Below are 26,760 nucleotides of genomic sequence, written 5' to 3'. Positions count from 1 at the left end.
CCGGAACCGTCCCCCTCGGTTCCGGCCCGCGCCGGGCCTGTCCCGCCGTCACCGGCCGCCCGCGACGGGTCCTCCCCGTCCTCCCGATCCGCTTGAGACGCCTCGGGAGGCATGCTCGGTACCGACATTCCCGGGTGGGAGAAGCTCCCCGGATACGCCGGGGCGGCCCGGCGCCTCACGGCACCATGACAAGATCTCGTCGACGTGGTGAACGCCTGCCCGACGGGAGATCAGAGCAGGCGCCTGATGTCGCCGTACGCGCGGTAGAAACCACCCCGCTCGGAGAAGCGGACGCCCTCCACGAGGTAGCGGGCCCCGGCCTCTCTGACCTCCTTGGGGAACTGCACGTTCCGCCGCACGTCGTAGCCCTCGCTGACGACCCGCACCCGGAGCCGCTCGCCCTCGCGGAAGCACTCGAGCACCACGCCGTCGCCGGTGTCCGGGACGGCGTCGAACACCACGGTCTCCAGCACGGCGGTGGGCTCCACCACCGCCAGCCCGGCGGACGCCTTGACGTCGACCGCCTCGGGGAGGGTGCCGTCCTGGGCCGCCCTGATCGCCTCCTCGGTCGCGTCGATGCAGGCCAGGGTGCCGTCGGTGGTGACGATGTAGAGGCGGTCGTCGAGATACTGCATGGAGAAGGCGGAACCGCAGCCGGTGGCCAGCTTCCACAGGCGCTCGCCGCTCTGGTCGAAGCAGTAGATCGAGGAGTGGTTGTCTCCGGCGAAGACGTACCGGCCGCCGGGGGCGGTGGCACAGGAGAAGACGGTGGCGTCGCAGCGGTAGACCGCCTGGGAGGCGCCGTCGGACTTGCGCAGGCGGTGCACGGTGGAGCGCGAGGTTCCCGCGTAGACCGAGTCGGCCTCCTGCCAGCCGAAGAGCACCGCGCCGGTGAGGGGCGTCTCCCAGACCGGCGCTCCGTCGGCGGCGTCGTAGCGGGCCACACCGGTGGAGTGGCCGTGGTAGACGGCCTCGTCGTCGCAGCGGACCATCCAGGCCGAGTCGCCCCTGCCCTTGCGTGCCCACTGGAACTCGTCCTCGTGGTCGATGGTGGTGATCCGCCCTGCCCGGTCGGAGACACCGAGCACACCGTCGTGGATGTCCAGCCAGTAGATGTCGACGTCCTCGGCGATCTCGTACGCGACCCTGGGAACCTTGCCTCCGAGGTCGTAGACCTTGCCGTCGTCGGCACCCGCGTAGATCCAGAAGTCGTCGCCGACGATGCACTTGACCCCGTCCGGCAGCTTGAAGCGGCCGGTGACGGTGCCGCCGTGGGTGACGGTGTAGACGTCGCCGCGCTGGTTGCCGACCCAGCAGCGCTCGGAGTCGACGAAGATGCCGAACGCCGCCGCGCCGCTGGCGAAGCGCCACAGCACCGGCGCCTGGGTGGCGGTGGAGCGGGTGCTCTCCACGCTGCGCCGGGTGACCGCGCGGCGCTGGCGCACCCCCCGGACCGCGGGGGCGTATCCTCTGCGGACCTTCTCGTTGATCTTCTTCGCGGCGGCCGCCTCCGCCTTCGCCTCATTGGCGAACGCCGACGCCTTGGACTGGCCGGACTCGCCGATGCGGCCGTATCTGATCGTCACCTCGGCCCCGTCGACCACGACCTCGTAGAACTTGTGCGAGCTTCCGCCGTCCTCGGACAGTTCCAGGTAAGTGCTCCGCGCGGCCATGCTCCACCTTCTCGATCGATCGACTTTCCGGGAGCGTAGGGCAGCCGTACGACAAACCGGGAACAAACCGGGAACGCGATCAGGCTCGGGCGGCCGCCGGGAGCGGACGGCGGACGCGGCCGCGCCGGGCACCGGCCACCATCCCCAGCATGGCCAGCACCGCCACCTCGAAGCCCACCACCAGCCGCTGGGTCACCCCCGCGGGAATGTCGTCGTTGGTCAGGTCCACGCCGAACACCCGCACCGCGTACGGGAGGACCACCAGGACCAGCACCCCCATCGCGGCCAGGCTGAGCAACCGGACCGCGCGGGCGTACGGACTGGTCGCGTACCGCCTGGCGAGGAGCAGCCCCGCGATCGGCATGGTGAGGAAGGCCACGAACGCCGCGTACCTGTGGATGCCACCCGACATCGAGAGCGGCACGCCGGGCTCGTCGGTGGGGAAGGCTCCGATCAGCAGCATGCACAGGCCCCAGACTCCGACCAGCAGCGCCACCGCACGGTCCTCCCCGCGCCGGGCCAGCACCGCCCCGATGATCGTCGCCGCGGCGGCGAAGAGCGTGAGCGACAGGGGCAGCAACCAGCCGTCCGCCTCGAACGCGTACTCGCTGATCACGGTGTGCACCGGATCGAGGCCGGTGACCACGTGCAGCCCGAGCATCGCGGCGGCCCCGGCGCCGATCGCCGCGTAACCACCGAAGACCATCGCCGACCCCGTGAACGCCTGACTTCCCATGCCTCAACGATGGCGACGAGGAGAATGACGGAACATCGGAGACAGCCCCCGGCCACCCCTGAACGCTCCCGGATGTCTCCCGGGACGCGGTGGTGCCCGCCCTCCGGGGACACTCGCCGCGTTAAGCCCCTGAGCTGCGCGAAGAGCCGAGACGGTAGGGCGGTCCCCCTCAGGGTTCCGCCCCGGGAACGGGCCCCCGCGAGGCGATTCGTCCGCGACGTCGAGTGTCCCGGACGAATTCGACGATCCCATGGTGCGCGATCCGCCTCGGCGACGTCGCCTTCGACCTCTCCTGAGCCCGCGGTCTCCCCCACCAGGACCGCCCGTGTGACGTGGCGTGGGCTCGCGAGGGGACACGGGCTCAGGAGTCGAAGGGCAGGCCGACGTAGTTCTCCGCGAGCGTGGTCGCGGCGGCCTCCGAGGAGGTGACGTAGTCGAGGTGTGAGGTCTGCAGGCGTCCCCCGTAGGGGTCGTCGGCGTCGAAGGTGTGCAGCAGCGTCGTCATCCACCAGGAGAAGTGCTGGGCACGCCAGACGCGCCTGAGACAGTCGGCGGAGTAGGTGTCCAGCAGCCCGGTGGAGCCTTTGGTGTAGAACTCGTCCAGTGCCCTGGTCAGCAGCCGGACGTCGGCGACGGCCAGGTTGAGTCCCTTCGCCCCGGTGGGCGGCACGATGTGGGCGGCGTCCCCGGCGAGGTAGAGGTTGCCGTGGCGCATCGGCTCGGCGACGAACGAGCGCATCGCCGACAGGTCCCTGGAGATGATCGGCCCCTCGGCGAGTGTGAACCCGGGTACCGTCTCCAGGCGTGCCCGCAGTTCGGCCCAGATCCGCTCGTCCGGCCAGTCGTCGAGCGAGGCGTCCGGCGGCACCTGGAGGTAGAAGCGGCTGATCTCCTCGGAGCGCATGCTGTGCAGCGCGAAACCCCGGTCGTTACGGGAGTAGATCAGTTCCTCGGACGACGGCGGGACCCGCGCGAGGATGCCGAGCCAGGCGAACGGGTAGTCACGCTGGAAGACCGACAGGACGCCCTCGGGGATCGACGTCCGCGAGACCCCGTGGAAGCCGTCGCACCCGGCGATGACGTCGCAGTCGAGACGCTCGCCCCCGAAGGTGAGGTAGGGGTCCTTCTCCAGCGAGTGCAGCGCGACGTCGGGGACGTCGAAGAGGATCTTCCCGCCGTCGGCGAGCCGCCGGGCGATGAGGTCCTTGACGACCTCCTGCTGCCCGTAGACGGTGATGGCCCTGCCGGGGACCAGCTTCTCGAACGCGATGCGATGCCCGGCTCCGCCGTAGCGCAGCTCGATGCCGTGGTGCGGCAGCCCTTCGGCGCGCATCCGGTCGCCGACCCCCGCCTCGTTGAGCACGTCCACCGTGCCCTGCTCCAGCACCCCGGCCCGCACGCGCTGCTCGACGTACTGTCTGCTCCGCGCCTCCAGGACCACCGAGTCGATGCCCCGCAGGTGCAGCAGATGGGAGAGGAGCAGCCCGGCGGGTCCCGCGCCGACGATCCCGACCTGAGTTCGCATGCGTCGAGCATCGCGTACCGTCCGCCCGCGCATACCGCCCCCTTCCGCTCAGCGGAAAGCGACGAGGAAAGCTCCGCTCGGCGGGAGGAACGCCGCACTCGGCGGAGGGAGGGGAACCGGGGAGGCGTGAGGCGAGGACGGACGCTCAGCGGAACGCGGCGACGAGGTCGCGGGAGAGCGCGGCGGCCGCGGTCAGCACGGCCGGTGCCAGCCGTCGCGGATCGGCGGTGTGCCGCCAGGCCACCAGCGACAGCGCCGCCACCACCCGGCCGCCCGCGCCCCGTACCGGCACCGCGACCGAGCAGGTGCCGACCGACATCTCCTCCTGTGTGCAGGCGATCCCGGTCCTGCGGACCTCCTCCAGCTCACCGCGGAGCCGCGCCGGGTCCACCACCGTGTTCGGCGCGTGCGAGGTGAGCCCTCCGGCGAGCACCCGCTCCACCGTCTCCGGATCCGCGAAGGCGAGCAGCACCTTTCCCACCCCGGTCGCGTGCAGCGGCAACTCCCCCGCCACGCGCGAGACGACCGGCACGGAGGTGGGCCCGCGCAGTCGCTCGACGTACAGTGCCCGGTCGTCGCGGAGCACCGCGAGCTGCACGTTCTCGCGGGTGGCGGCGTAGAGGTCCGCCATGTACGGCAGGGCGAGCTCGCGCAGCTCCCTCGGCTCCGCGGCCTGGGCGCCGATCTGCCACAGGAGCATCCCGATCCGGTAGGAGCCGTCGGGGAGCCGTTCCACGAACCCGCCCTCCGCCAGCTCCTTGACCAGCCGGTGGCCGGTGGCGGGAGGCAGCTCGGCGCGACGGCAGATCTCGGTGAGTGTCAGCCGCACGTCTCCCGGCAGGAACGCGCCGAGGATGGCCATGACCTTCCCGGTGACCGTGGGCGCCCTCACGTCTCCCACCCTAGATCCTCACCCGCCGCCCCCACGGCGGTGATCGTGAAGGCGAGCCTAGGAGGCGGAGGCGAGGCGGGCGGCGAGGATCCCGGCGCGGGCGAGCTGCACCTCGCGGGCCTTCTTCGCGGCGTAGCCCAGCATCGGCCTCGCCCAGGCGTGCACCACGAGGATGTCCTCGACCTCGGTGCCCCCGTTCTTCTCGCTGAGGGTGAACCGGTAGTCCAGGCGCACCCCGCCGGGGCTGTCGACCTCACCCTCGACGGTCCGCGGCGTGCTCCGCAGCGTCACCTTGATCATGTTGTCGTACTTGACGAGGCCGAAGAACCTGAACCGCTCCACCGAGGTGTAGCGGGTCTCCGACTCCCCCTGCTCGACGTCCTTGACCGCGACCACCATCGGCGAGAGGCCCACGTAGCTCTGCGGCTGGCTCAGGTGGGCACGGACCGCCGCCGCGGTGTTCTGTACGTGGAAGGTGTTGCGCAGTGTGACCTTTGGCATCTTGTGCCCCCGTTTGAAGATTTTTACTGGGAGACACTAACGGGTTCGGCCATGTACCACCGGGCATGTTGCTCACCTCGGGTGAGGGAATTCAGTCTTCGGGGAAGCTCGCGCCGGGAGAAGGGGTCGGCGGCGGCGTTGCGGATGTGGATTCCCACCGCGTAGATGTCCCTCACCTCCATGAGGGTGGAGTATCCCGGCCAGGAGCGCAGGTCACTGCCGTACGCGTCGGCGAAGGCGTCCACGTCGGCGGCGGTCAGGCCGAAGCGCCGCTGGCCGTGGTAGGTGTGGACCAGGTCCCACTCGCGAGGCCCGACCGCGACGCCGTCCCAGTCGCAGAGCACCACGTGCCCGTCCGTGCAGCGCAGCAGGTTGTCGATCCACGCGTCGCCGTGCAGCAGCACCGGCGAGTCGTCCATGCCGAGATCCGACCAGCGCTCCGTCAGCTCCGCGATGCGGTCGCGCAGCCACGCCCGCTGGCAGGCGGTGAGCTCTTCGGAGCGGTCCACGGCGCGACGCACCTCGCACAGCGGGTCGACGAAACGCCGCAACGCCACCGGCGGCACCGGCAGCAGGTGCAGGCTGCGCAGGATCTCGCCCAGCTCCGTGGTGGTGGGACGGCCGCTCGCCGGGACGTAGTGCCAGAAGGTGACGACCCTGCCCTCGTGCACCACGGGCTGCTCGGAGATCTCGTCGGCCGGGCGCACCGCGGGGAACCCCTGCTCGGCGAGCCAGCGGGCCACCGCGAGGACGAGCGGCAGCCGGGTCAGCGCGTTGGGAGCGGTGGCGATCCTGACCACGATCTCACTGCGCAGCTTGAAGACGGCGTTGCTGCGCACCCTCAGCAGCTCCGCGTCCCTGTGGTCGATGCCGAGGTTCTCGCAGACCTCCCGCAAGACGGTGAACGCCTCCTCGGCGAGCGAGTTCATCAGCTGACCGGCGCCGCGCCGGTGACCAGGTCGTTCAGACGTCGCACCGCCGCCGCCCTGTTTCTGGTCTGCGGCACCTCCGACAGCAGCGCCTTCGCTCGGTTGAGCACGATGGAGGTGCGGTGCTCCGGCGGAACCTGGAGCAGGGCCTTCTCGGCCAGGTGGCAGGCGTCCTCGACCTTGCCGTCGCGGACCAGGTGCGCGGCCTGGTCGAGCAGGAGGAGGACCGGGTCGATCGCGTACGGCACCGAGGGCCCCGCGGGTCCCGGGTTCCAGTCGACGTCCTCGCCGAGCTCGATCAGGGTGCCGATCCGGTAGAACTGCAGCCGCCGCTCGGAGAAGCGGAAAGCCAGGTGGTCGTGGCCCTCGGGAGGCATCTTGGCGAAGATGCGCTCCGCCTCGGCCAGCGCGACCCTCGCGGCCTTGTGCTCGCCCATCCGTGCCAGCGCCCGCGCCTCCGCCGCCGCGCCGAGCGCCGCCGGTGAGCTGGGGGCGCTGCCGGCGAGCATCCTGGCCTCGCGGGCGAGCCGCACGGTCTCGGCGAGGTCGCCGTAGTAGTAGGGGAGCATCGCCTGCTGTGCCCGGACGAGGGCGCGCAGCCGCACGTCGCCCATGTCGTCGGAGGCGTTGCGCGCGGTGCCGTACCAGGCGTGGGCCTGGCGGGTGTCGCCGAGCTTCATCAGCGCGTCGGCCGAGAGCAGCGCCAGCATCACGGTGGCGTTGAGCAGGCGGCGCTGGGCCATCGCGGGCTGGCGGGCCAGCGAGAGCGTCCGCACGTCCGACAGCTCCAGCATCAGCCGGTAGAGCATCGGCACCGGCGCGCTGCTGATGTATTCGCGCCGGTAGCGCAGCACCTGCTCGTCGAGCCGGTCGAGCTGCTCCTCGGAGACGGTGGAGACGGCGAGCGTACGGTCCAGGTCCTGACGGGTCCGCTCGACCTCGGCGAGCAGCCGGCCGGTCATCACCGACCGTGAGCCGAGCAGGGCGTGGTGGAACAGCGCGCGCCGCTCGATGTCGTCTTCGGACCGTTCCCGCTCCTCCGTCTGGTAGGGCGTGCGGCCCTCGCCACCGGAGACGACCACGACCTTGGCGCCCCCGCCGTCCTCGCAGTAATCTCCGGCCAGGCCTAGCCTGACGGCGTTCGCACGGTAAAGTCGAGCCAGTAGATCGATGGTCTGCGGGCGCGGCCGTGCCCGGTTGTTCTCCCAGGCGTTGAGCAGGTCGATGCTGGCCCGCGCCTCGCCCAGGTCCTGGCGCTCACAGAGCTCCTCCAGTTCCTGAACGGACTGCCTGGCCGACCAGCCCCTGGCCAGCCGGTGTGCCTTGAGCAGGCTCACCCCGCAGCAGCCGTGAATGGCCTGCGCGGTCTGCCAGTGGGTCCACTGCCTGGACGCCGCCTGCTCGCGCCAGCGTCGCGCGCATGCCGGCGAATGCTCACCTCGGGCCACGGCGCCCCTCCCACTTGCTGTTTACACAACATTAACAAGCACGCACCTCAACGTAAACGCAGCTGTGCGCGGCATTCCGTTTATTCGCGGTTTCCCCACGGAACATCCATGACTTTCCGGTCTATTCCACTGTTCCCGGAGGGGGTTGCGGAGGGACCGATTGCCTCAAGTGCCACAAAACCGCACTCTGCAGAGAGGCAAGTCACCAGTGTCCGCCAGGAGTGATCCGGATGATGACAGAGCGCGGCGAAGGTATCGACCACCTGCGTCGGTTGGCCACCCAGTTGGAGGCGCACGCCTTTCAGGTGCGCCTGAGGTCGGCCGCAGGGCTTTATCCACGACTTCATGTGATCAACCCCATGGCCCCGGCCAGGACCGAGGACGTGCTCGCCGCCCACGAGGAGGACGGCGAGTGGTGGTTCTGGCTGTCCTGGGCGGGGCGCATCGGCCACGCGGAGGACGTCGCGACGGCCGCGGAACGTGTGGCCAGTGTTCTTCATGTGATACGGAGATAGGTGATTCTTGGGCCTGGCGTGGGTAACACCCGGTGATCAAGCCCAGAATGGAGCGGCACCGTGAAAAGGATCCTGCTCGTACAACGTCCGCGTCCACCCCGTGAGCCGGTGCCACTCGACCTGCGCAGCCCTTCGGGTCGCACGCTCCCCTTCTGACAGCCCTCACGATCCGCATCGGGTCGTGCCTCCCCTTGGAACGGTCGGCGAAGAGATCCTCCCGCTACCCCCAAGGGGAGGTCAAAAGGCACGATCCTCTGTCACGTGAGGGCTTGCAAGAGGCTTTCAAGTGTTCTGCAGGTGGTGTGTTCAACCCTGTGGCCATGAACAGCGCCCCTTTTCCTTTCAGTGTCAGCGTGGTCGTCCCCGCCATGAACGAGGCGGAGAACCTCCCGCACGTCTTCGCGACCCTGCCGTCCTGGATCGACGAGGTGATCCTGGTCGACGGCAACTCCACCGATGACACCGTCGCCGTCGCCAGAACCCTGCGGCCCGGGCTGCGCGTCGTCAGCCAGACGGGCAAGGGCAAGGGCAACGCTCTCACCGAGGGGTTCGCCGCCGCGACCGGTGACATCATCGTCATGATCGACGCCGACGGGTCCACCGACGGCCGGGAGATCCACTCCTTCGTGACCGCGCTGGTCGAGGGAGCCGACTTCGCCAAGGGGTCTCGCTGTGCCCCCGGCGGAGGCTCGGACGACATCAGCCCGATCCGCTCGCTCGGCAACACGATGCTGACCAAGGTGACCAACCTGCTGTACGGCACCCGCTACACCGACCTGTGCTACGGGTACAACGCCTTCTGGGCCCGCCACCTCGACGCGCTCGACCTCGACTGCGACGGCTTCGAGATCGAGACCCTCATGAACATCCGCGCCGCCCAGGCCGGTCTCGTCATCCGCGAGGTTCCCAGCCACGAGCGCAGTCGCATTCACGGCGCCAGCAACCTGCACGCCGTCCGCGACGGCCTGCGGGTGCTCCGCACCATCCTCCGCGAGCGCGAGGGACGCGTCGACGGTGTCCGGCTGCGGCAGGAGCACGCCACCCAGGCCGCCGTCTGACCCGCCGGGGATCGGGCCGATCCTCCGGCGCTCCTCCGCGCCGGTCTTCTCGTCGCCCCGGGGCCGTTCGCGAGGGCTCAGGCCACCTCGAGCGCGTCGGCCACGGAGGGGAGCACCTCGAACACCTGGGTCAGGCCGGCGAGGTTGAGACGCCGGGCCAGGTTGCCCTGAACGCCGGTGAGGATCACCCGCACCCCTCTGCTCAGCCCCTGGTGACGCACCTGGAGCAGCTCGCCGATCCCGGAGGAGTCGCAGAAGGTCAGGGCGGACAGGTCGAGGATGAGCCTCGGTGAGGGCAGGGAGCCCCAGGCCCTTCCCATCTCCTCGCGGAGCACCGACGTGTGGTAGTGATCAAGCTCTCCGCTCGCCCGTACGACGAGTGTCGTACCGTGCAGCCCGGATGTGGCGGTGAAAACCGACTCCGGCTCATCTCCCACGAACATGACCAACCTTCTGAACCGACCCTTTGCCCAAGCAACCATAACTGTCTCATACGGCGCGGATCGCTCTAGTGCGGAGAAACGTGACCACTCATGTCACCTCGGGAAACGCCTCCACCGCCTCCTCGACCGTGCGACAGGTATCGAACAGATCGGCCACCCCGAGGCGCCCCAGCCGCTGCCGCATCACGGCGGAGAGGCCGACGAGGACGAGCGAGCCCGCCAGCCGGCGAACCCGGTCGAGGGCGTACATGAGCACGCCGTACCCGGTGGAGTCGCAGAAGGTGACCTCGGTGAGATCGATCACCAGGCGAGGGTGATCCGTCGCTCCCAACGCGACGTCGGCCTGTTCCTTCAGCAGTGGCGAGGACCCGTAGTCCAGTGCCCCCACCGCGTGCAGGGCGATGAAATCACGGTGTTCGTCGGCTCGAACACGGAGTCTGCCGCCCTCTTCAGCCTTCGCCATCGACATCCTCTCCCGCTTACGTCCCCGGTGCCCCGGCCAGGCGGGTCTAATCACGCGGAGCACGACCGGATCGCGAAGGCATGCGGAACAATGGGGACATGGTGAAAGCGCGCCCGATGGCGGTCATGGTCGTCGGTACGCTCCTGATCGCCGCGTGCGGAGGTGCCCCCGCGACGCCCGACCCCACCGTCGCACCGGGCGGCACCGCCTCGCCGGCCCCCGCCTCCCCTTCCCCGAGTTCTCCGAGCCCGGCGCCAGGGGCCCCGTCGGCGAGCCAGGCGAGTCCGGCGGCGACCGGGGCGGTCGCCGCGTCCGCCGAGTGGACGGCCGTGGGGGGCGCGAACCTGTCGGGCGCGACGGCATTGCTCGACGTGGTGGCGACCGGGCCCCGCGACGCCTGGGCGGTCGGATACCAGGACGGCGCGGAGGACCGGGAGGGCACGCCCGCCGTCCTTCGCTGGAACGGGAACCGCTGGAGGGAGATCTCCCTGGGCGACGAGGCCGAGGTCCACCACCTGGAGGGGGTCGGCGCGGCCGGACCCGACGACGTGTGGGTGGTGGGCAACGGCCCGAGCGCGTTCGCCGCGCACTGGAACGGGCGGGCGTGGACCTCGCACCGGCCCTTCGGGGTGGCCGAGGACTACCGGCTGGCCGACGTCGCGACAGGCGGCGGCACGTGGTTCGCCGCGAACGGCCCCTCGGGCGCGGTCGTCCTGGAGCGGGCGGACGGCGGTTTCCGTAACGTGCTGACCACGCAGGGCACCTTCGAGGCGATCACCTCCGGGCAGGGACACGTCTGGGCGGTGGGAACGAGCGAGACCCGCACCCCGCTGGTCTGGCGCGGCACCGCCGGATCGTGGGAGAGCCTGGAGACGCCGCCGGTCCAAGGCGGTCGTCTCAGCGCGGTCTGGCAGGTCTCGCCGTCGGAGGTGTGGGCGGTCGGACGGATCTCGACCGGCCAGGAGACCGGGTCGCAGACGCGAGGTGCCGAGGGGGCGCAGCCGCTCGTCATGCGCTGGGACGGGACCCGCTGGACGCGGGTCGAGGTGCCGGTCTCCCGGGGAGGCCTGTACGGGGTCACCGCCTCCGGCTCCGACGTGTGGATCAGCGGCGTCGACGCCGACCACGCCGGACAGGCGCTCATCCTCCACTTCGACGGCACCGCCTGGTCACGCGAGTACGGCCCGCTGTTCCGCACCTACGCCGCCACCCAGCAGTACGAGGAGACCGACGACGTGGGCGGCGCCGTCCTGACCCGGGTGCCGGGCAGCGAAACGCTGTGGGCGGTGGGCTCGGTCGGCGTGGGCGACGACGAGAAGGCCTTCGTGCTCCGCCGCTGAGACCTCCGGGACTCCCGGGACTCCTGAGACTCCCCGAATCCGCCGGCACCGTCGGCATCGCCGCCGCCATCGGACCGTCGTCGCCCCGGAGATCGCCGCCGAGGTCGCGGACTTGGAACAAACGGTGTCCTTGCCGGAAACATCGGCCTCCTAGTCTGCGGACATGGCGGACTATTTCTCCCAAACGCCACGACAGAGCCCTCGACGCCGCAGCCGGGACACCGAAGGTCAGACCTCCCCTTCGCTGCCCTTCCCCGCCCTCTCGGGCCCCGACATCCGCGCGATCACGCCGCCCGGCACACTCGCACCCCGTCCTGCCGGTACAGATCAACACGAGCTGGGTAAAAAATCCGTGAAAAAGTCGGTCAGTTGACGTAGTCTCTCTCAAACTCCAACAAAGAGGGAGTATCACATGAAAAAGGTTCTTATCCTCCAAAAGCCCCGGCCGCCACGGAAACCCATCGCTCTGGACCTCCGCACCCCCTCAGGACGGGCCCTGCCCTTCTGACAGGAACAACCGGTTGACGAACCAGAGGACCGCACCGATCGCGAGCAGGACCCCCGCGCGGAGATAGACGTCCGCGTCCCTGCCGGTGATCGGCAACGTCAGGACGAGACAGACCACCGCCCCGAGAACCGGCATCCAGCTCGGCGCCCGGAAGTGATCGTGATCGACACGGTCCTTGCGGAGGATCAGCACGGCCACGTTCACTATCGCGAAGACGCACAGCAACAGCAGCACCGTGGTGTCCGCCAGGTCGCTCATGTCGCCGGTGGCGACGAGCACCGCCGCGACGCCCACGGTGAAGACGATCGCCACCCACGGGGTGGACCTCGTCGAGTGGACCGTCCCGAAGATCTTGGGCACGATTCCCTCACGCGCCATGCCGTAGACCAGGCGCGAGGCCATGAGCATGTTGATCAGCGCGGTGTTGCCCACCGCGAGCAGCGCGATGAGGGCGAACAACTTGGGCGGGAACGCCAGCCCGGCGACCTTGACGACCTCGAGCAACGGACCGGACGAGTCCACCAGCGTCCTGGTGTCGACCAGCATGGTCGCCGTGAACGCGACCCCCAGGTAGATGACCGCCGCGATGGTCAGGCCGCCGAAGAGAGCGCGGGGAAAGTCTCGCTGCGGCTCCTTGGCCTCCTCCGCGAGGTTGACCGAGTCCTCGAAGCCGAGCAGCGCGTAGAAGGCGAGGGCCGTGCCGCCCAGGATCCCGAGGAAGGCGCCGTTGACCGGATGGAACTCCAGCGCCCGCGCCGGTTCGCCGTCGCCGGACAGCAGGGCGAAGATCCCGATCGCGATGATCACCAGCAGGCCGAAGGCCTCGATGATCGTGAGCACCACGTTGACCTTGATGGACTCGGAGATCCCGGCGAAGTTCACCAGCGTGATCAGGCCGAGGAAGATGAACGCGCCGACGACGACCGGCAGCGTGACGAACTCCCCGAGGTAGTCGCCGCCGAAGGCCCGCGCGGCGGCGCTCGCGGAGGTGATGCCGCTCATCAACACCGCGAACGCCACAATGAACGTGACAAAGGGAATGTTGAACGCTTTGTTCGCATAAAGCGCGGCACCGGCCGCCTGGGGATATTTGCCGACAAGTTCGGCGTAGGCGGTCGCCGTCAGCGCCGCCAGCACGAAGGCCACCAGGAAGGGCACCCACAACGCCCCGCCGACGTGGCCGGCGACCTTCCCCACCAGGGCGTATATCCCGGCACCGAGGATGTCGCCCACCACGAACAGAAGGAGGACCCTGCGCCCGATGACCCGCTTGAGCGAGTGCTGACCGGAACCGGGATCGACGATCGCCTCAGCCATGCCCCGCACTTACCCTCGGCGGGGGCAAAATCACGTCAGGTCACAGGAGTCACTCCTGTAAGTGTCATGAAAGTGATCCGCAAGGAACCCTGCCTACAGTTCCAACTGTCACGAAATGCAATGAAAGGCAGAAATGTTCCGCGCCCTCTCCTCCCGCCGCCTCGCCGTCGCCGCAGCGGGAGTCGCTCTCATATCGATGACCGCCGCCTGCGGCGGGTCGTCCTCCAACAGCGCGGTCTGCACGGAGGCCGCGTGGTCGAAGCCCTTCGCGGACTTCACCACCGCCGCCACGTCGAGCGCCGGTGATCTCACCAAGTACAACGACGCCACCGCCAAGCTCGCCGCCGACCTCAAGGCGCTCGCGGCCACGGCCGACGGTGAGGTGGCCACCGCCCTCACCGACCTCGCCACCTCGTTCGAGTCGGCCAAGATCGATGCGAACGACCCGGCCGCGGCCGCGACGGCCGCGACGTCGCTGGTGACGAAGATCCAGGAGGCGAGCACCAAGCTCGTCGAGGCCTGCGCCTAGACCTCCTAGACCTCCTGGACCTCCTGAACCTCTTGGACGATCCAGGGACCGGTGCCTCCTGGCGGCAGGAGGCACTCCGGGTACGGCCGCCGCTCCGCCTGCGGGGGGCAGTGCGGCGCGGCGGCCGTACCGACGATCTCCGGCAAGGCCCCTGCCACCGCACGGCAGGGGCCTTGCGCGTTTCCACCCGGCCGCCACCCGGCCGCCGCCCGGCCTCGCGACGGCGTCCCGCCGGACACCGGCCCCCGCCTCGGCCTCCCGTCCACCGGCCCTCTCACCCGGGCCCGGCTCTCAGGTCCGGCCGGCGCGCGCCTGCTCGTAGCAGCGTTCGAAGCCTTCGAGCACCGCGGGCCAGGAACTGTGGACGGGCTCGGTCTCCCGGTTGTTCGCCGCGATCGACTCGCGCAACTCGCGGTCGCGGACCAGCCTCGCCACCGACGCGACCAGGTCGTCGAAAGTCCGCCCGAGGAGTCCCTCCTTGCCCGGCCGTACGAAGTCGGCCACCCCGCTCTGCGCACGCGCCACCACGGGCACCCCCGCGGCTCTCGCCTCCAGTGCCGCCAGCCCGAAGGACTCACGGGGCGCGGGGGCGACGAACACGTCCGTCGAGGCGAGCAGCTCGCGGATCTGGTCGCGGCTGTAGCGGCCGGGGAGCGAGACCCAGCCGGTCATGCCGTTCGTCCTCAAATAGCGCTCCATCTGCGACCGGGCCGGGCCGTCCCCGACGACGGTCGCCCGCATCGGCGTCTCGGCGGGCACCTGGGCGCGGGCCTCCCGCAGGAGCCGCAGCAACCGGACCGGCTGCTTGCGGGGCGCGAGCCGCCCCACCGCGACGACGTGCACCGGCTGTACCGGGCCGCCTTCCCGCTCGGACGGCACGTGATCGACGCCCGCCTCGGACGGCGCGTCTCCCGCGGGGGACGCGGCTCGTACGTCGTCCGCGGGGGAGGCATGGGAAGCCGGAGAGACCGGAGAGACCGGGGGAGCCGAGGGAAGGTGCGCCGAGCGCCAGCCGGAGACGTCCAGGCCGTTGGAGACCACGTGCACCGGCACGCCGGGCCCGGCCACCGCGCGGATCGGCAGGGCCGCGGCCTCGCTCACCGCGGTGCCCACCAGCCCCCAGCGGTGCCACCCGAACAGCAGCCGCAGCCCCCGGTAGAGCGCCCGCGTGACCGGGTCCCACATGCTGTGCACGGTGACGACCACGGGCAGGCCCGCGCGGGTCGCCGCCCGCACGCCCATCCAGGCGAACGGCGAGACCGCCCCCGTGTGCACGTGCACCACCTCGGGCCGCCGCGCTCCGATCAGGCGGAGCAGGTGTCCGGTACCGAACGGGTGGACCGGCAGGTCGAAGGGGAGTCTCGCGACGATCCTGTGCACCCCGGGAAGGCTCTCCCCCGGGGTGGCGGTCGCCACCTCGACGTCGTGGCCCGCCTCCCGCTGCGTCCGGATCAGATCGGCGACCTGCACCTCGATCCCGCCGAGGCGCGGCAGGTAACAGTCACTGATGTGGAGGATCCTCACCGTGCCAGCGTAGACCCGCGTGAGATCATGCCTGCGTGCCCCTGAGGGCGCATCCGCGTCGCGCGAACGGAGTGAGCCTGATCAGCAGCGTCAAGACAGCAGTGTTCTTTCATGCCCATCCCGACGACGAGGCCCTGCTGACCGCGGGCACCATGGCGATGCTCGCCGCCGAGGGCCACCGGGTGGTCCTCGTCGTGGCGACCTCGGGTGAGCGAGGCCAGGCCGACCTCGAACCCGGTGAGGCGCTGGGCGCCGCCCGTATGGCCGAGCTGTACAAGTCGGCCGCGGCACTCGGCTGCGCCCGGGTGGTGAACCTCGGCTACGGCGATTCCGGGCTCGCCCCCGGCGGCGGGATCGCCGACGACCGGCCGGACGACGCCTTCATCGACGCCGACGCCGAGGAGGCCGCCCGGCGGCTCGCCGCCATCCTCACCGAGGAGAAGGCCGACCTGCTGACGACCTACGACCCCGCGGGCGGCTACGGCCACCCCGACCACGTCCAGGTGCACCGGGTCGGCGGCAGGGCGGCCGAGATCGCGAAGACCCCGATCGTGCTGGAGGCGACCGTCAACCGCGACCCCCTGCTGCGGGGGCTGCGGCTCGCGAGGAGGTTCTATCCGCAGCTCGACATCCGGGCCTTCGAGCGGGCGTACTCCCCCGGCGAGGTGATCACCCACCGGGTCCCCGTGCGGCGTTTCGCCCGCCAGAAGCGGGCGAGCATGGCCGCCCACGCCTCCCAGGCCACCGGCGCCGACACCCGCACCCTCGGGGTGATGCTCAAGATCCCCCAGCCTCTTTACCGTCTCGTCTTCGGCACCGAGTGGTATGTCCGCAGGGACGCCCCCCTGGGCTCCCGGCTGAGGCACCCCTTCGAAGTTCCTCCCAAAGGATGAGTTCGGTGGCGGCAGACTGGGTCGGGGATATCGGGTGAAGAGCGGTCGTGTCGCATGAAGAGCAGGTTGTTCCAGGTCGGGCTGTCGGTCGTGTCGCTGGCACTCGCCGCCACGCTCGTGTTCTTCATGCCCCAGGTCGTGGCGGTCCTGACGGGCAAGCACGTCTCCTGGGCGCAGATCGGCGCGCAGTTCGCCGCGCTGGGTCCGCGGGAGGTCGCGCTGATGACCGTCGTCTGGCTGCTCAGCCTCCTCGCCTACACGTTCGTGCTCACCGCCTCCCTTCCCGGGCTGACCCACCTGCAGGCCCTCACGCTGAACGCGGGCGGCAGCGCGGTGAGCAACCTGCTCCCCTTCGGCGGCGCGGCCGGGGTGGCGATGACGTTCGCGATGACCAGGGGCTGGGGGTTTCCCGCGCGGGCGGTCGTGGTCTCCACGCTGACCACCGGCATCTGGAACACCCTGTTCCGCTTCCTGCTGCCCGCGGCGGGCATCGTCGCCCTGCTGTTCAGCGGGCAGTCGCTCAGCCCCACGGTGACGAGGGCGGGCTGGGTGGGTGCGCTCTCCATCCTGGGCCTGGTCGCCGTGGTGACCGCCGCCCTGTACTGGGACCGCGCCGCGAACGTCCTGGGTCGCGGTCTCGACGCCCTCACCCGTCTGCTCCCCCGCCGGATCCGTCCCGGCGAGCACTCCGCCTCCGAGGCGCTGTCCAAGCTGCGGGCCGACACCTCCGAGATCGTGAGGGACCGCTGGGCCGGGCTCACGCTGGGAATGATCTTCTTTCTGGGTTTCCAGTGGCTGATTCTCGTCGTCTGCCTGCAGGCGACCGGCGCCTATCCCGGGCTGGCGCAGTCGATCGCCGCCTTCGCCCTGTCGAGGGTCCTGACCACGGCCTTGGTGACTCCCAGCGGTACCGGGATCATGGAGGCCGGAACCATCGGCGCACTGGTCTTCTTCGGCGCCCCCCTCGACTCCGCCACCGCCGCCGCCCTGCTTTTCGGGTTCTGGACCTACACTGTCGAAATCCCCTTCGGCGGGCTGGCTCTGGGAGCCTGGACCTTCCTGCGCAGGCGTGAGAACGCCGCGACGGCCGCCGAAAAGGAGTCGATCAGCCGCTAGATTGGGAAATACCTTGTATGCGATTGGAAGGCCCACATAGCGTGGCGGCTGACATGGTGGCGTTCCGAGTTCTCGGCCCGGTCGAGGCGCATTCAGGTGAAGACGAGCTCGACCTGGGCGGGCTCCGTCAACGTGCGGTCCTGGCGCGCCTGCTCGTCGCGCGCGGGCAGGTCGTTCCCGTCGACTCGCTGCTGTACGACCTGTGGGACGACGACGCGGCCAAGGGCGCCCAGTCGGGGCTCCAGGTTTACATCTCCCGGCTGCGCCGGGTGCTGGAGCCGGGACGTCCGCGCGGAGGGCCGAACCGGCTGCTGGTGACCGTGGCCTCGGGCTACGCGCTGCGCGCCGCTCCCGACCAGGTCGACGCGCTGCGTTTCGAGACGCTGGTCCGCACCGCGGGAGAGCACCTGGAGGGCGACGACCCCGCCTCCGCGCGGGCTCGCCTGGAGAAGGCCCTGAGCATGTGGCGGGGCACCCCCTACGCCGACTTCGCCGACCAGCCGTGGGCCGAGGCCGAGGTCAACCGGCTCGCCGAGCTGCGCCTGGTGGCCCGCGAGCGGCACGCCGACAGCGGCCTGCGGTTGGGCCTGCCCGCCGAGTCCGTGCCCGACCTGGAGGCGCTCACCACCGAGCACCCGCTCCGCGAGGAGGGCTGGCGGCTGCTCGCCCTGGGCCTGTACCGCTGCGGACGGCAGGGCGACGCGCTGGCGGCGCTGCGCCGGGCGCGCACGATCCTCTCCGACGAGCTGGGCATCGACCCCGGCCCGGCGCTGCGCAAGCTGGAGTCCGACATCCTGTCCCAGGACCCCGGCCTGCAGCTCGCCCCCTCGGCGCCGTCCAGGCAGCGCCAGCAGGTGGCCGCGGAGACCTGGCCGCCCAGGCCGACGGTGGCCCAGGTGGAGCTTCCCCCGCTGGAGCCCGAGCCGTTCGTCGGCCGCGACGCCGAGCTGGGCAGGCTCACCACCGCCGCGGCGAGAACCGGCCGCTTCACCGTCGCGGTGATCAGCGGCGACGCGGGCGCGGGCAAGACCACCCTGGTCCGCCAGCTCATGAGGCGGCTCTCCGACGACGGGTGGGGCATCTCCTCCGGCGCCTGCCCCGACAGCAGCGCCACGCCTCCCGGCTGGGCCTGGGTGGAGATCCTGCGCACCCTGGTGAACGCGGCCGGGCCCGGCGAGTACGCCTCGCTGCTGGCGCCGCTCCTCGACGACGCGGCCCCCGAGCCAGACGACGACCAGGCCTCCGGCGGGTTCCGGCTGCACCGGGCGGTGGGCGGCTATCTCGCCGCCGTCGCCAAGGAGACGCCGATCCTGCTCACCCTGGAGGACCTGCACTGGGCCGACGACCAGACGCTGGCGCTGCTCCGCGCGCTGCCGAGCCTGCTCGCCACCAGCCGGGTGCTGCTCGTGGTGACCTGTCGGGACAGCGAGCTGAGCGACCAGCAGGCCGACGTGCTGGCCGCGCTGGCCAGGCTCGGTCCGGTGCGGGTCGGCCTCACCGGACTCGACACCAAGGCGGTGGCCGAGCTGGTCAGGGCGACGTGCGTGCGCGAGGTCGACGAGGACGCGGTCAGCAGCATCGTCGAGCGCACCGGCGGCAACCCCTTCTTCGTCCGCGAGACGGTGCGCCTGCTCGACGCCGAGGCGGTGAGCGACCGCGCGACGGCCGCCGAGGTGATCTCCGGCGTGCCCTCCGGTGTCCGCGACGTGCTGCGCAGGCGCGTCTCCCGGCTGCCCGCGATCGCCCAGCAGATCCTGTTGCAGGCCGCGGTGATCGGCCGAGACGTGGACGTGGACGTGCTCGTCGACGTCTCGGGCGACGAGGACGCCGTGGTCGACGCGGTGGAGGCGGCGCTGCTCGCCGGCCTGGTCACCGAACCCGGTCCCGGCAGGCTGCGCTTCGACCACGACCTGGTCCGCGACACCCTGTACTCCGACGCCTCCCGGCTGCGCCGCTCCCGGCTGCACGCCGCGGTCGCCTCGGTGATCGAGCGCAGGAATCCCGGCGACGTGGCAGCGCTCGCCCACCACTACCACTCCGCGGGCACCAGCGAGACCGCCGGCAAGACGGTCCACTACGCGGGCCTCGCCGCCGAGCAGGCCGAGCGGCGCTTCGCCCACCGCGAGGCGGCCACCCTGTGGGAGCAGGCCATCGCCGCCTTCGACAGGTCGGGCGTCGCCCACACTCCCGACAGCACCAGGGAGCGACTGCTGCTCACCCTGCGGCTGATCAAGGCCCTCGCGCTCTGCGGCGACATGGCCGCGGCCCGCAGACGGCGGCGCGAGGCGATGGACGCGGCGCTGCCCCTGGGCAACCTGGAGCTCACCGCCCGGGTGGCCGCCTCGCTCGCGGTGCCGCACAAGGGCATGGCCCGCGACTTCACCCGTACGGCCTGGGAGATCGTCGACGTCGCCGAGCAGGCGCTCGTCGAGCTGCCCGCCGGCGAGCAGTCGCTGCGGGCGAGCCTGCTCGCCACCCTCGCCCTGGAGCTGGAGGGATCGGCGACCCCCCGGGGCGAGCAGGCCTCGCTGGAGGCCGAGGAGCTGGCCCGCCGCTCCGGTGACCCCGCCCTGCTCGCGACCGCGCTGAGCGGGCGGCTGCGCCAGTCGTACGGCATCACCCCGGTGGGCGAGCGCGAGGTCATCGGCAGGGAGCTGCTGGAGGTCGGCAAGGCGACCGGGCAGATCTCGGTGCAGGCCCTCGCCCACCTGGTGCTGATGGAGTGCGCCGCCGCCTCGGGCGCGTTCGCCGAGGCCGACGCGCACGTGGCCGCCGCCGAGAAGCTCGCCAGGCAGTACGGCCTGTCCGCGCCCGCCTCCGTGGTCGCCTGGTACGCCGGGCAGCGTCTGATGATCGCCGGTGACTTCGCCGGGGCGGAGCGCGCCTACCGCGACGCCGCCCGGCTGACCGCGAAGGCCGGGATGCTGGAGGGCCGCCAGGACCTGCCGCTGATCACCACGTTCTGCCTGCGCCTGGTGAACGGGCAGGCCGCCGAGATGGTCGAGCCGCTCGCCGAGGCGCACCAGCGCGGAGCCAAGTGGACCCTGGACGCCTACGCGGTGGCTCTCGCCTCCGCGGGCCACCACCGGGACGCCAGGGCGGTCATCGCGGTGAAGACGCCCGTGCGCCCCGACTTCCTCTACGAGCTGGCGATGATCTGGCGGGCCCTCGCGGGCATGCTGCTGGACGACCGGGAGCGGATGATCGAGGCGTACGACACGCTGAAGCCGTTCGCCGACCGGATCGCGGGCGCGGGGACCGGGGTGGTCGCGCTCTGGCCCGTCGCCCTGACGCTGGGTGACCTGGCGCTGCGGCTGGGCTTCGCCGACGCGGTGAAGCCGCACTACGAGAACGCCCTCGCGGTGGCCGAGCGGGTCGGTGTGGACCGGTGGGTGGAGGCGGCACGGCGCTCACTCGGCAGCTGAGGCGTCACGAGGGCGAAGGTCCCCCACGAGATCCGGTCCCTCTTGATGCCCGGCTCCCGCCCCCGGAGAAGGACGATCGGGAGGAGTCCTTCCGAGACCCGGTCCATCTTCGGGAGCGGCTCTTCCCGGAAGGCCGGACAGCGGGCGGATCAGCATTTGACGAGGAACCTCTCGCTGCGCAGCGGGGCCTCGCCGGAGACCGACAGCACGACGCGGTACCAGCCGGGGTTGTTCACGACCCTGGGCTGCCACTCGACGACCTGGCTCTCGCCGGTGAAGCCGGACCCGGTGCCCAGGTATGCCTGCCAGCGGCGGGTGCCGGGGCTCCAGCGCTCCAGGCGCCAGCCGTAGGAGACGGTGGCCCGGGGGTCGTCGTTCTCGACGAGGCTTTTGGCCTGGTAGGGCCGGTCGCAGGGGCCGAGCGCGTCGATCGCGCCGACGGTGACCGTACCGGGCGTCATGACCGTGTCGGAGACCCGCTCGACGGTGACCGGGACCCGCTCCGTGGCGGGCATCGATCGCGACGACAGCTCCACCGCCCGCACCGGCGCCTGCGCCGGCGCACCGGCCGTCACCTGGCCCGGAGTGCCGTACGCGGCCTCCACCCCCAGGTAGGCTCCAGCGAAGGCGAGGGTGGCGACGAGCAGCTTGAGTGCGCTCGCGACTCCACTCGCCACCACCGGTGCCACACTGCTACGCGGACTCATGACAGACACCTCTTTCGTTACCCCAAGGTGTACGCCACGGTTCTTGCCTTGGAGTTGACGTCCGCTTGCAGCCGGTGCGCCCACAGGCCGGCGGGTGCGCCCAAGGAGGGCTCCGCCATGTCGGCTCAGGTAAGCCTGCCCTAATATCAAGTAAAGGCAGCTGAAACGACCGCGGCGGTGATGTTCGGAATGCGACCTGTTGTGGCGGGCATCCCCGACCCGACCTCCGCGTCCTTCCTGGGCATGCCCCTGTGGCTCTGGGTGATCATCGGTGGCGTGGCCCTGTTCGGCGCGTTCCAGGCCTACTACTGGATCGGCCACGCCCTGGGCTCCAGGCTCTACGCCTCGCGCCTGGGCGCCAAGATCGGCCAGGAGAACATCACCCGGGTCGAGAACGTCGTCAGGAAGTGGGGCGCGCTCGCCGTCTACGGCTGCTTCTGGGTGCCAGGCCTGCGCCACACGCTGCCCTGGGTGGCCGGGGTGCTGCGGATCTCCTACCCCTGGTACGTCGTGGCGAGCGCACTGGGCTGCCTGACCTGGGTGCCGGTGACCTCCTTCGGCCTGTACTCGGTGATCTGGGGGTGGCTGGAGCTGGCCGCTCGCTCACCGCTCCTCGCGGGCCTGGCCGCGCTGGTGGCGGTCGCGCTCGTCGCCGGGTTCGTGCGGTGGCGCCGTCGCCGGGCCTCCCGCCGCGAACTGGAGAAACACCCGCCACAGATGTCAACTTTTCAATAGCCAAACCGACAACTTCCGTATATCGACGGTGGCCTCTGCCAGCATGGCTCGCATGCATCACGGGGGAACAGGCCGCACGGCCCGCGCCGCGCTGGTCACCGCGCTCATCCTGGGCACCGCGTCTTCGGTGTCCCCGGCCTGGGGGATCTCGACCTCCGCGCCGCCCGGCGGGGCTTCGGCGCGCGTTTCGGTCACCGGATCCACGGTGTCCGCCCCGCTCGCCACGCTTCGTACGCCCGCCCTCACCGCCACACCCGCTTTCGCACCCGCTTTCGCCCCCGCAGGGGACCGGCGCGCGTCGGTGCCGTCGGTGCCGGGGCGGGCCGCGTACCTGTACGACGCGAGCACCGGAACGATCCACCTGAGCAAGCAGGCGGGCAGGCGGATGCCGGTGGCGAGCCTGACCAAGATCATGACGGCGTACGTCGTCCTCAGGGAGGCGCGGCTGGCCGACACCGTCACGGTCCAGGCGGAGGACGTACGGCACGCGGCGGCGAACGGCGCGACCCACGCCTCCCTGCGCGCCGGGGAGCGACTCACCGTGCGGGACCTGCTGTACGCGGTCATGCTCCCCTCGGGGGCGGACGCCTCACACGCCCTGGCCCGCGTCTACGGGCCCGGCAGCACGAGGTTCGTGGCGAAGATGAACGCCACGGCCCGCTCCATGGGGCTCGTCGACACCCGTTACGCCACTCCCGACGGCCTGCCGAAGCCGGGGCCCGGTTACTCCACCGCCCTGGACCAGGCGAAGCTGGCCGACCTCGCGCTGCGCGACCCGGTGCTGCGGATCATTGCGTCCACCAGGCGCCACCTCGTGGCGAAGTCCAAGGTGCACCGGGCGCATACCTGGACCAACTCCAACAAACTGCTCGGCAAGACACCCGGGGTGACGGGCCTGAAGACCGGCTACACCAGCGCCGCCGGATACTGCCTGTCCTTCGCCGCCGACCGCGAGGGCCACCGGTTCATCGGCGTCATCCTCGGCGAGTCCAACGGCGACCGGCGTTTCCAGACCGCGGCACGGCTCCTGGACTGGGCGGGCGAGCAGACTCCACCCGAGCTGTGAGGACGGCTGGAGCGCCCGCTCCCGACCGGCCCTCGACCGGAACACCCGACCACGCCGCCATCCCGTGGGTGGGATTCCGGCCGTTCTCTGAGAGAGTTTGTTCCACACGTCGAGAGGAGTTGGACGGGTGGAACCCGATGGGGAGCTGAAACACCCCAGCCTGGTCGAGCTTTCGATGCGACGGCTCCGTCACGAGATCCTCTCCGGTGCCCTCGCACCGGGCGAGCGGCTGATCGAGGAGCAGCTCACCCAGCGGTTCGGCATCAGCCGGGCGCCGCTGCGCGAGGCACTGCGGTCGCTCGGGCAGCAGGGGCTGGTGGAGCACCTGCCCCGGCGGGGAGCCCGCGTCACCGAGCTGACCGGGAACGACGTGGACGAGCTGTTCGGGCTGCGCGACGTGCTCGAACGCTACGCGGTCGAGACCGCGCTGCCTCTCTCCGGCACGCACGACATGACCGCGCTCGCCGAGGCGCTTGAGGGGATGGCGGCGGCGGTGCGCCTGGACGACCCGCTCAGCGAGAACGAGGCGCACCGGCGCTTTCACCTCGCGCTGGTCGCGCTCGCGGGCCACCGCCAGCTGCTGATGGCGTACGAGCCCGTCATCCTGAAGCTGCAGCTCTACATGGCCGCGAACCTGCGCAGGGAGGCCGAGCAGCGCTCTCCGGCCGAGGGGGTGGAGCGGCACAGGCGGCTCTTCGAGGCGATCGCCTCCGGCGATCCCGTCACCGCGCTCGACGCCCTCTCCCGGCATGGAGCGCGCACCTACATCGGCTAGAACGGCATCGGGTTCCACCCGTCCCGTCCGGCTCCTCTCGACGTAGGACGCGGGTGTCGGCCGACCGCCGCGCTCACGCCCGTCGGCTGTCGGCCGTCCGCGGGGGCGCAGAGCCGCGGGGGCGCGGGGGCGCTGTCACGCATCGGCCGGACGCTCGACCGCGGGAGAGGCGCGCACCGGACACGATCACGCTCTGGTACAGGCCGCTAACAGAAGCGTAACCGGACGGGAAAGCCGCCGACATAATTCTGTCGACAATCGACAAAAGGAGGATCCGAGGAACGGAGTCAACGTGTCCGATCCGCTTCTCGTCGAGGCCGAGCCGTACGTATACGGGTTCGATCCCCGACATACAGCGCTGCTGCTCATCGACATGCAACGGGACTTCGTCGAGCCCGGGGGTTTCGGGGAGACCCTGGGCAACGACGTGTCCATGCTGCGGCGGGTCATCCCGCCGCTCCAGGAGGTGCTGGCCGCCACCCGCGCGGCGGGAATGACCGTCATCCACACCCGTGAGGGGCACCTGCCCGACCTGTCCGACTGCCCGCCCGCCAAGCTCAACCGCGGCACCCCCTCGCTGCGCATCGGGGATCCGGGTCCCAAGGGACGGATCCTGATCCGCGGCGAGTACGGCCACGACATCATCGACGAGCTCGCCCCCGTCGAGGGCGAACTCGTCGTCGACAAGCCGGGCAAGGGCTCCTTCCACTCCACCGACCTGGACCGGACCCTGCGGGCGGCGGACATCCGCAGTCTGATCGTCACCGGCGTCACGACCGAGGTGTGCGTGCACACCACCGTTCGCGAGGCGAACGACCGGGGTTACGAGTGCCTGGTCCTGTCCGACTGCGTGGGCTCGTACTTCGCCGAGTTCCAGCGGTACGGGCTCGAAATGATCGCCGCCCAGGGCGGCATCTTCGGCTGGGTCGCCCCCTCCGGCGGCTATCTCAAGGCACTCGAAACACGGAGCTGACCGATGACCACGACAACCGACCCCGTCAACCTCAAGCTCCCCTGGTGGGTCAGCGGGGACACCAACGCCTTCTTCGGCCTCGGCTTCAACGTGATGGTCAACGTGCTGGTGCTGAGCGGCCTCTGCCTCGGGGTCGTCCACCTGCCGGGCTCCGACGTCTTCGGCGTCATCCTCCCCGCGATGGGCATCCAGCTCCTCATCGGCAACGTGTACTACACCTACCTCGCCCGGCGGCTCGCCCGCCGGGAGAACCGCACCGACGTGTGCGCGATGCCGTACGGTCCCAGCGTCCCGCACATGTTCATCGTCGTTTTCGTGATCATGCTGCCGACCTACCTGGCCACCAAGGACCCGCTGCGGGCCTGGGTGGCCGGGCTCGCCTGGTGCTTCATCATCGGCGTCATCGTGGTGATCGGCGCCTTCGTGGGCCCGTACATCCGCCGCTTCACCCCCAGGGCGGCGATGCTCGGCACCCTGGCGGGCATCTCGATCGCCTTCATCTCGATGCGGCCCGCCGCGCAGATGTGGGAGGCGGCCTGGATCGCGCTGCCGGTGCTGGTGATCATCATGGTCGGCTTCTTCACCGACCTGAGGCTGCCGGGCAACATCCCCGTCGGGCTCGCCGCGCTCCTCGCCGGCACCGCGATCGCCTGGATCGGCGGCTACATGGACCCCGCCGACGTGGGCGCCGCCGCCGGGAACATCGCGGTGAGCCTGCCGTCGCTGCACATCGACCTCCTCCTCGAAGGACTCGGCCAGGTCTCGCCGCTGCTCGCCACCGCCATCCCCCTGGGCATCTACAACTTCACCGAGGGCATGAGCAACGTGGAGAGCGCCGCCGCCGCGGGTGACTCGTACAACCTGCGCTCGGTGCTCCTGGCCGACGGCGCGGGCGCGGTGGTCGGCTCGATGCTGGGCTCGCCGTTCCCGCCCGCCGTCTACATCGGCCACCCGGGGTGGAAGTCCGCGGGCGGCCGTACGAGCTACTCGATGGCGAGCGGCGTCGTCATCGCGCTCTTCTGCTTCCTCGGCATGTTCGCGCTGCTCGGCGCGGTGCTGCCGGCGCCCGCGATCGTGCCGATCCTGCTCTACATCGGCCTGCTCATCGGCGCCCAGGCCTTCCAGTCGGTGCCGAAGGCGCACGCGGTGGCCGTGGTGATCGCGATCATCCCCAACATCGCCTCCTGGGCGCAGGGCTACATGGACAACGCGCTCGCCGCGGCGGGCACCAGCGCGCGGGAGGTCGGGTACGACACGATCGCGCAGAGCGGGACGGTCTACGAGGGAACGGTCCTGCTCGGCGGCGGTGCCGTGCTCGCCGGCCTGGTGCTCGGCTCGATCACGGCCTTCATCATCGACCGGTCGTTCCTGTGGGCCGCCGGGTACGCCTTCGTCGGCGCGGCCCTGGCCTTCATCGGCCTCATCCACGGCGAACGGGTCGAGTGGAACGCCAACGGCCAGGTCTCCCTGGGCTACCTCTTCGCGGGACTGATCCTGCTCGCCTTCACCCTCCTCAAGCCCAAGCCTTCCGGCGAGACGCCGGAGGCCACCGAGGAGCCCGGCGAGCCCGAGCCGGCCCCCGCGAGGCCCGTCTCCGCCGAGGCACCCGCCACCTCCTGAACACCGTCCCGCCGAACACCGTCCCGCGAACCACGTACACAGGAAAGGC

Annotated in this window: 24 protein-coding genes; 12 read left to right on the top strand and 12 right to left on the bottom strand. The window is 70.8% G+C overall.

Annotation, left to right across the window (positions count from 1 at the left end; genetic code table 11):
• Positions 1–230: 230 nt before the first annotated feature.
• From ABT352_RS14565 to ABT352_RS14535, 7 genes are all read right to left on the bottom strand, one after another.
• The gene (locus ABT352_RS14565) at positions 231–1,673 is read right to left on the bottom strand and encodes a WGR domain-containing protein (protein WP_350945292.1); all 1,443 of its coding nucleotides are present in this window, start codon (positions 1,671–1,673) and stop codon (positions 231–233) included.
• A 79-nt stretch (positions 1,674–1,752) separates the two neighbouring features.
• Positions 1,753–2,409, bottom strand: coding sequence for a DUF998 domain-containing protein (locus ABT352_RS14560; RefSeq protein ID WP_350945291.1), 657 nt, complete (start codon positions 2,407–2,409; stop codon positions 1,753–1,755).
• 361 nt (positions 2,410–2,770) lie between these two features.
• On the bottom strand, positions 2,771–3,934 hold the full coding sequence (locus tag ABT352_RS14555) for a 4-hydroxybenzoate 3-monooxygenase (RefSeq protein ID WP_350945290.1): 1,164 nt from the start codon (positions 3,932–3,934) through the stop codon (positions 2,771–2,773).
• Positions 3,935–4,079: 145 nt separating this feature from the next.
• Positions 4,080–4,826 (bottom strand): IclR family transcriptional regulator, encoded by a 747-nt coding sequence (locus tag ABT352_RS14550; RefSeq protein ID WP_350945289.1) that lies wholly within the window; start codon positions 4,824–4,826, stop codon positions 4,080–4,082.
• Positions 4,827–4,883: 57 nt separating this feature from the next.
• Positions 4,884–5,327 carry an SRPBCC family protein gene (locus tag ABT352_RS14545; protein WP_350945288.1) on the bottom strand — a complete coding sequence of 148 codons (444 nt, stop codon included), beginning with the start codon at positions 5,325–5,327 and terminating at the stop codon, positions 4,884–4,886.
• A gap of 23 nt (positions 5,328–5,350) precedes the next feature.
• Entirely contained in the window at positions 5,351–6,256 is a 906-nt protein-coding gene (locus ABT352_RS14540; RefSeq protein ID WP_350945287.1) for a phosphotransferase enzyme family protein, read from the bottom strand.
• On the bottom strand, positions 6,256–7,704 hold the full coding sequence (locus ABT352_RS14535; protein WP_350945286.1) for a helix-turn-helix domain-containing protein: 1,449 nt from the start codon (positions 7,702–7,704) through the stop codon (positions 6,256–6,258). Before ABT352_RS14535 ends, ABT352_RS14540 begins: the two co-directional genes overlap by 1 nt.
• 230 nt (positions 7,705–7,934) lie before the next feature.
• On the opposite strand from ABT352_RS14535, the gene ABT352_RS14530 reads away from it, so the two are divergent.
• Together ABT352_RS14530 and ABT352_RS14525 are read left to right on the top strand one after the other, a co-directional pair.
• Positions 7,935–8,219 (top strand): hypothetical protein, encoded by a 285-nt coding sequence (locus tag ABT352_RS14530; protein WP_350945285.1) that lies wholly within the window; start codon positions 7,935–7,937, stop codon positions 8,217–8,219.
• A gap of 320 nt (positions 8,220–8,539) precedes the next feature.
• Positions 8,540–9,277 (top strand): glycosyltransferase family 2 protein, encoded by a 738-nt coding sequence (locus ABT352_RS14525; protein ID WP_350945284.1) that lies wholly within the window; start codon positions 8,540–8,542, stop codon positions 9,275–9,277.
• A gap of 77 nt (positions 9,278–9,354) precedes the next feature.
• Here ABT352_RS14525 and ABT352_RS14520 read toward each other — a convergent pair whose 3' ends face one another.
• Both ABT352_RS14520 and ABT352_RS14515 read right to left on the bottom strand, forming a co-directional pair.
• Complete coding sequence (locus tag ABT352_RS14520; RefSeq protein WP_350945283.1) at positions 9,355–9,720, bottom strand: STAS domain-containing protein; 366 nt, start codon at positions 9,718–9,720, stop codon at positions 9,355–9,357.
• A gap of 88 nt (positions 9,721–9,808) precedes the next feature.
• Positions 9,809–10,183, bottom strand: coding sequence for an STAS domain-containing protein (locus ABT352_RS14515; protein WP_350945282.1), 375 nt, complete (start codon positions 10,181–10,183; stop codon positions 9,809–9,811).
• A 98-nt stretch (positions 10,184–10,281) separates the two neighbouring features.
• On the opposite strand from ABT352_RS14515, the gene ABT352_RS14510 reads away from it, so the two are divergent.
• Positions 10,282–11,523, top strand: a complete 1,242-nt coding sequence (locus tag ABT352_RS14510) for a hypothetical protein (RefSeq protein WP_350945281.1) — start codon at positions 10,282–10,284, stop codon at positions 11,521–11,523.
• A 484-nt stretch (positions 11,524–12,007) separates the two neighbouring features.
• Here the strand turns inward: ABT352_RS14510 and ABT352_RS14505 are convergent, their stop codons facing one another.
• Positions 12,008–13,348, bottom strand: coding sequence for an APC family permease (locus ABT352_RS14505; RefSeq protein WP_350945280.1), 1,341 nt, complete (start codon positions 13,346–13,348; stop codon positions 12,008–12,010).
• Between the two features lie 133 nt (positions 13,349–13,481).
• Between ABT352_RS14505 and ABT352_RS14500 the strand changes: the two genes are divergently transcribed.
• The gene (locus tag ABT352_RS14500; RefSeq protein ID WP_350945279.1) at positions 13,482–13,877 is read left to right on the top strand and encodes a hypothetical protein; all 396 of its coding nucleotides are present in this window, start codon (positions 13,482–13,484) and stop codon (positions 13,875–13,877) included.
• 291 nt (positions 13,878–14,168) lie between these two features.
• Here the strand turns inward: ABT352_RS14500 and ABT352_RS14495 are convergent, their stop codons facing one another.
• On the bottom strand, positions 14,169–15,401 hold the full coding sequence (locus tag ABT352_RS14495; protein ID WP_350945278.1) for a glycosyltransferase family 4 protein: 1,233 nt from the start codon (positions 15,399–15,401) through the stop codon (positions 14,169–14,171).
• 35 nt (positions 15,402–15,436) lie between these two features.
• On the opposite strand from ABT352_RS14495, the gene ABT352_RS14490 reads away from it, so the two are divergent.
• The 3 genes from ABT352_RS14490 to ABT352_RS14480 are packed head-to-tail and all read left to right on the top strand — an operon-like array spanning position 15,437 to position 20,835.
• On the top strand, positions 15,437–16,294 hold the full coding sequence (locus tag ABT352_RS14490; RefSeq protein WP_350945277.1) for a PIG-L deacetylase family protein: 858 nt from the start codon (positions 15,437–15,439) through the stop codon (positions 16,292–16,294).
• Between the two features lie 54 nt (positions 16,295–16,348).
• Positions 16,349–17,410, top strand: coding sequence for a lysylphosphatidylglycerol synthase transmembrane domain-containing protein (locus tag ABT352_RS14485; protein ID WP_350945276.1), 1,062 nt, complete (start codon positions 16,349–16,351; stop codon positions 17,408–17,410).
• 41 nt (positions 17,411–17,451) lie between these two features.
• Positions 17,452–20,835 (top strand): ATP-binding protein, encoded by a 3,384-nt coding sequence (locus ABT352_RS14480; protein ID WP_350945275.1) that lies wholly within the window; start codon positions 17,452–17,454, stop codon positions 20,833–20,835.
• 149 nt (positions 20,836–20,984) lie between these two features.
• On the opposite strand, the gene ABT352_RS14475 is transcribed toward ABT352_RS14480, so the two are convergent.
• Entirely contained in the window at positions 20,985–21,542 is a 558-nt protein-coding gene (locus tag ABT352_RS14475; RefSeq protein WP_350945274.1) for a hypothetical protein, read from the bottom strand.
• Positions 21,543–21,731: 189 nt separating this feature from the next.
• Here ABT352_RS14475 and ABT352_RS14470 point away from each other — a divergent pair, with 189 nt between their 5' ends.
• From ABT352_RS14470 to ABT352_RS14450, 5 genes are all read left to right on the top strand, one after another.
• Positions 21,732–22,277 (top strand): DedA family protein, encoded by a 546-nt coding sequence (locus ABT352_RS14470; RefSeq protein WP_350945273.1) that lies wholly within the window; start codon positions 21,732–21,734, stop codon positions 22,275–22,277.
• 52 nt (positions 22,278–22,329) lie between these two features.
• Positions 22,330–23,343 carry a D-alanyl-D-alanine carboxypeptidase family protein gene (locus tag ABT352_RS14465; protein WP_350945272.1) on the top strand — a complete coding sequence of 338 codons (1,014 nt, stop codon included), beginning with the start codon at positions 22,330–22,332 and terminating at the stop codon, positions 23,341–23,343.
• A 127-nt stretch (positions 23,344–23,470) separates the two neighbouring features.
• Positions 23,471–24,118 carry a GntR family transcriptional regulator gene (locus ABT352_RS14460; RefSeq protein ID WP_350945271.1) on the top strand — a complete coding sequence of 216 codons (648 nt, stop codon included), beginning with the start codon at positions 23,471–23,473 and terminating at the stop codon, positions 24,116–24,118.
• Positions 24,119–24,410: 292 nt separating this feature from the next.
• The gene (locus tag ABT352_RS14455) at positions 24,411–25,091 is read left to right on the top strand and encodes a cysteine hydrolase family protein (RefSeq protein ID WP_350945270.1); all 681 of its coding nucleotides are present in this window, start codon (positions 24,411–24,413) and stop codon (positions 25,089–25,091) included.
• 3 nt (positions 25,092–25,094) lie between these two features.
• Positions 25,095–26,711, top strand: a complete 1,617-nt coding sequence (locus ABT352_RS14450) for a SulP family inorganic anion transporter (RefSeq protein WP_350945269.1) — start codon at positions 25,095–25,097, stop codon at positions 26,709–26,711.
• Positions 26,712–26,760: the final 49 nt, after the last annotated feature.

The organism is Streptosporangium sp. NPDC000563 (genome assembly GCF_040299985.1).
Taxonomy (GTDB): domain Bacteria; phylum Actinomycetota; class Actinomycetes; order Streptosporangiales; family Streptosporangiaceae; genus Streptosporangium.
Note: the sequence above shows the minus strand (reverse complement) of the source record. Positions and strands in the feature narration are given on the sequence as shown.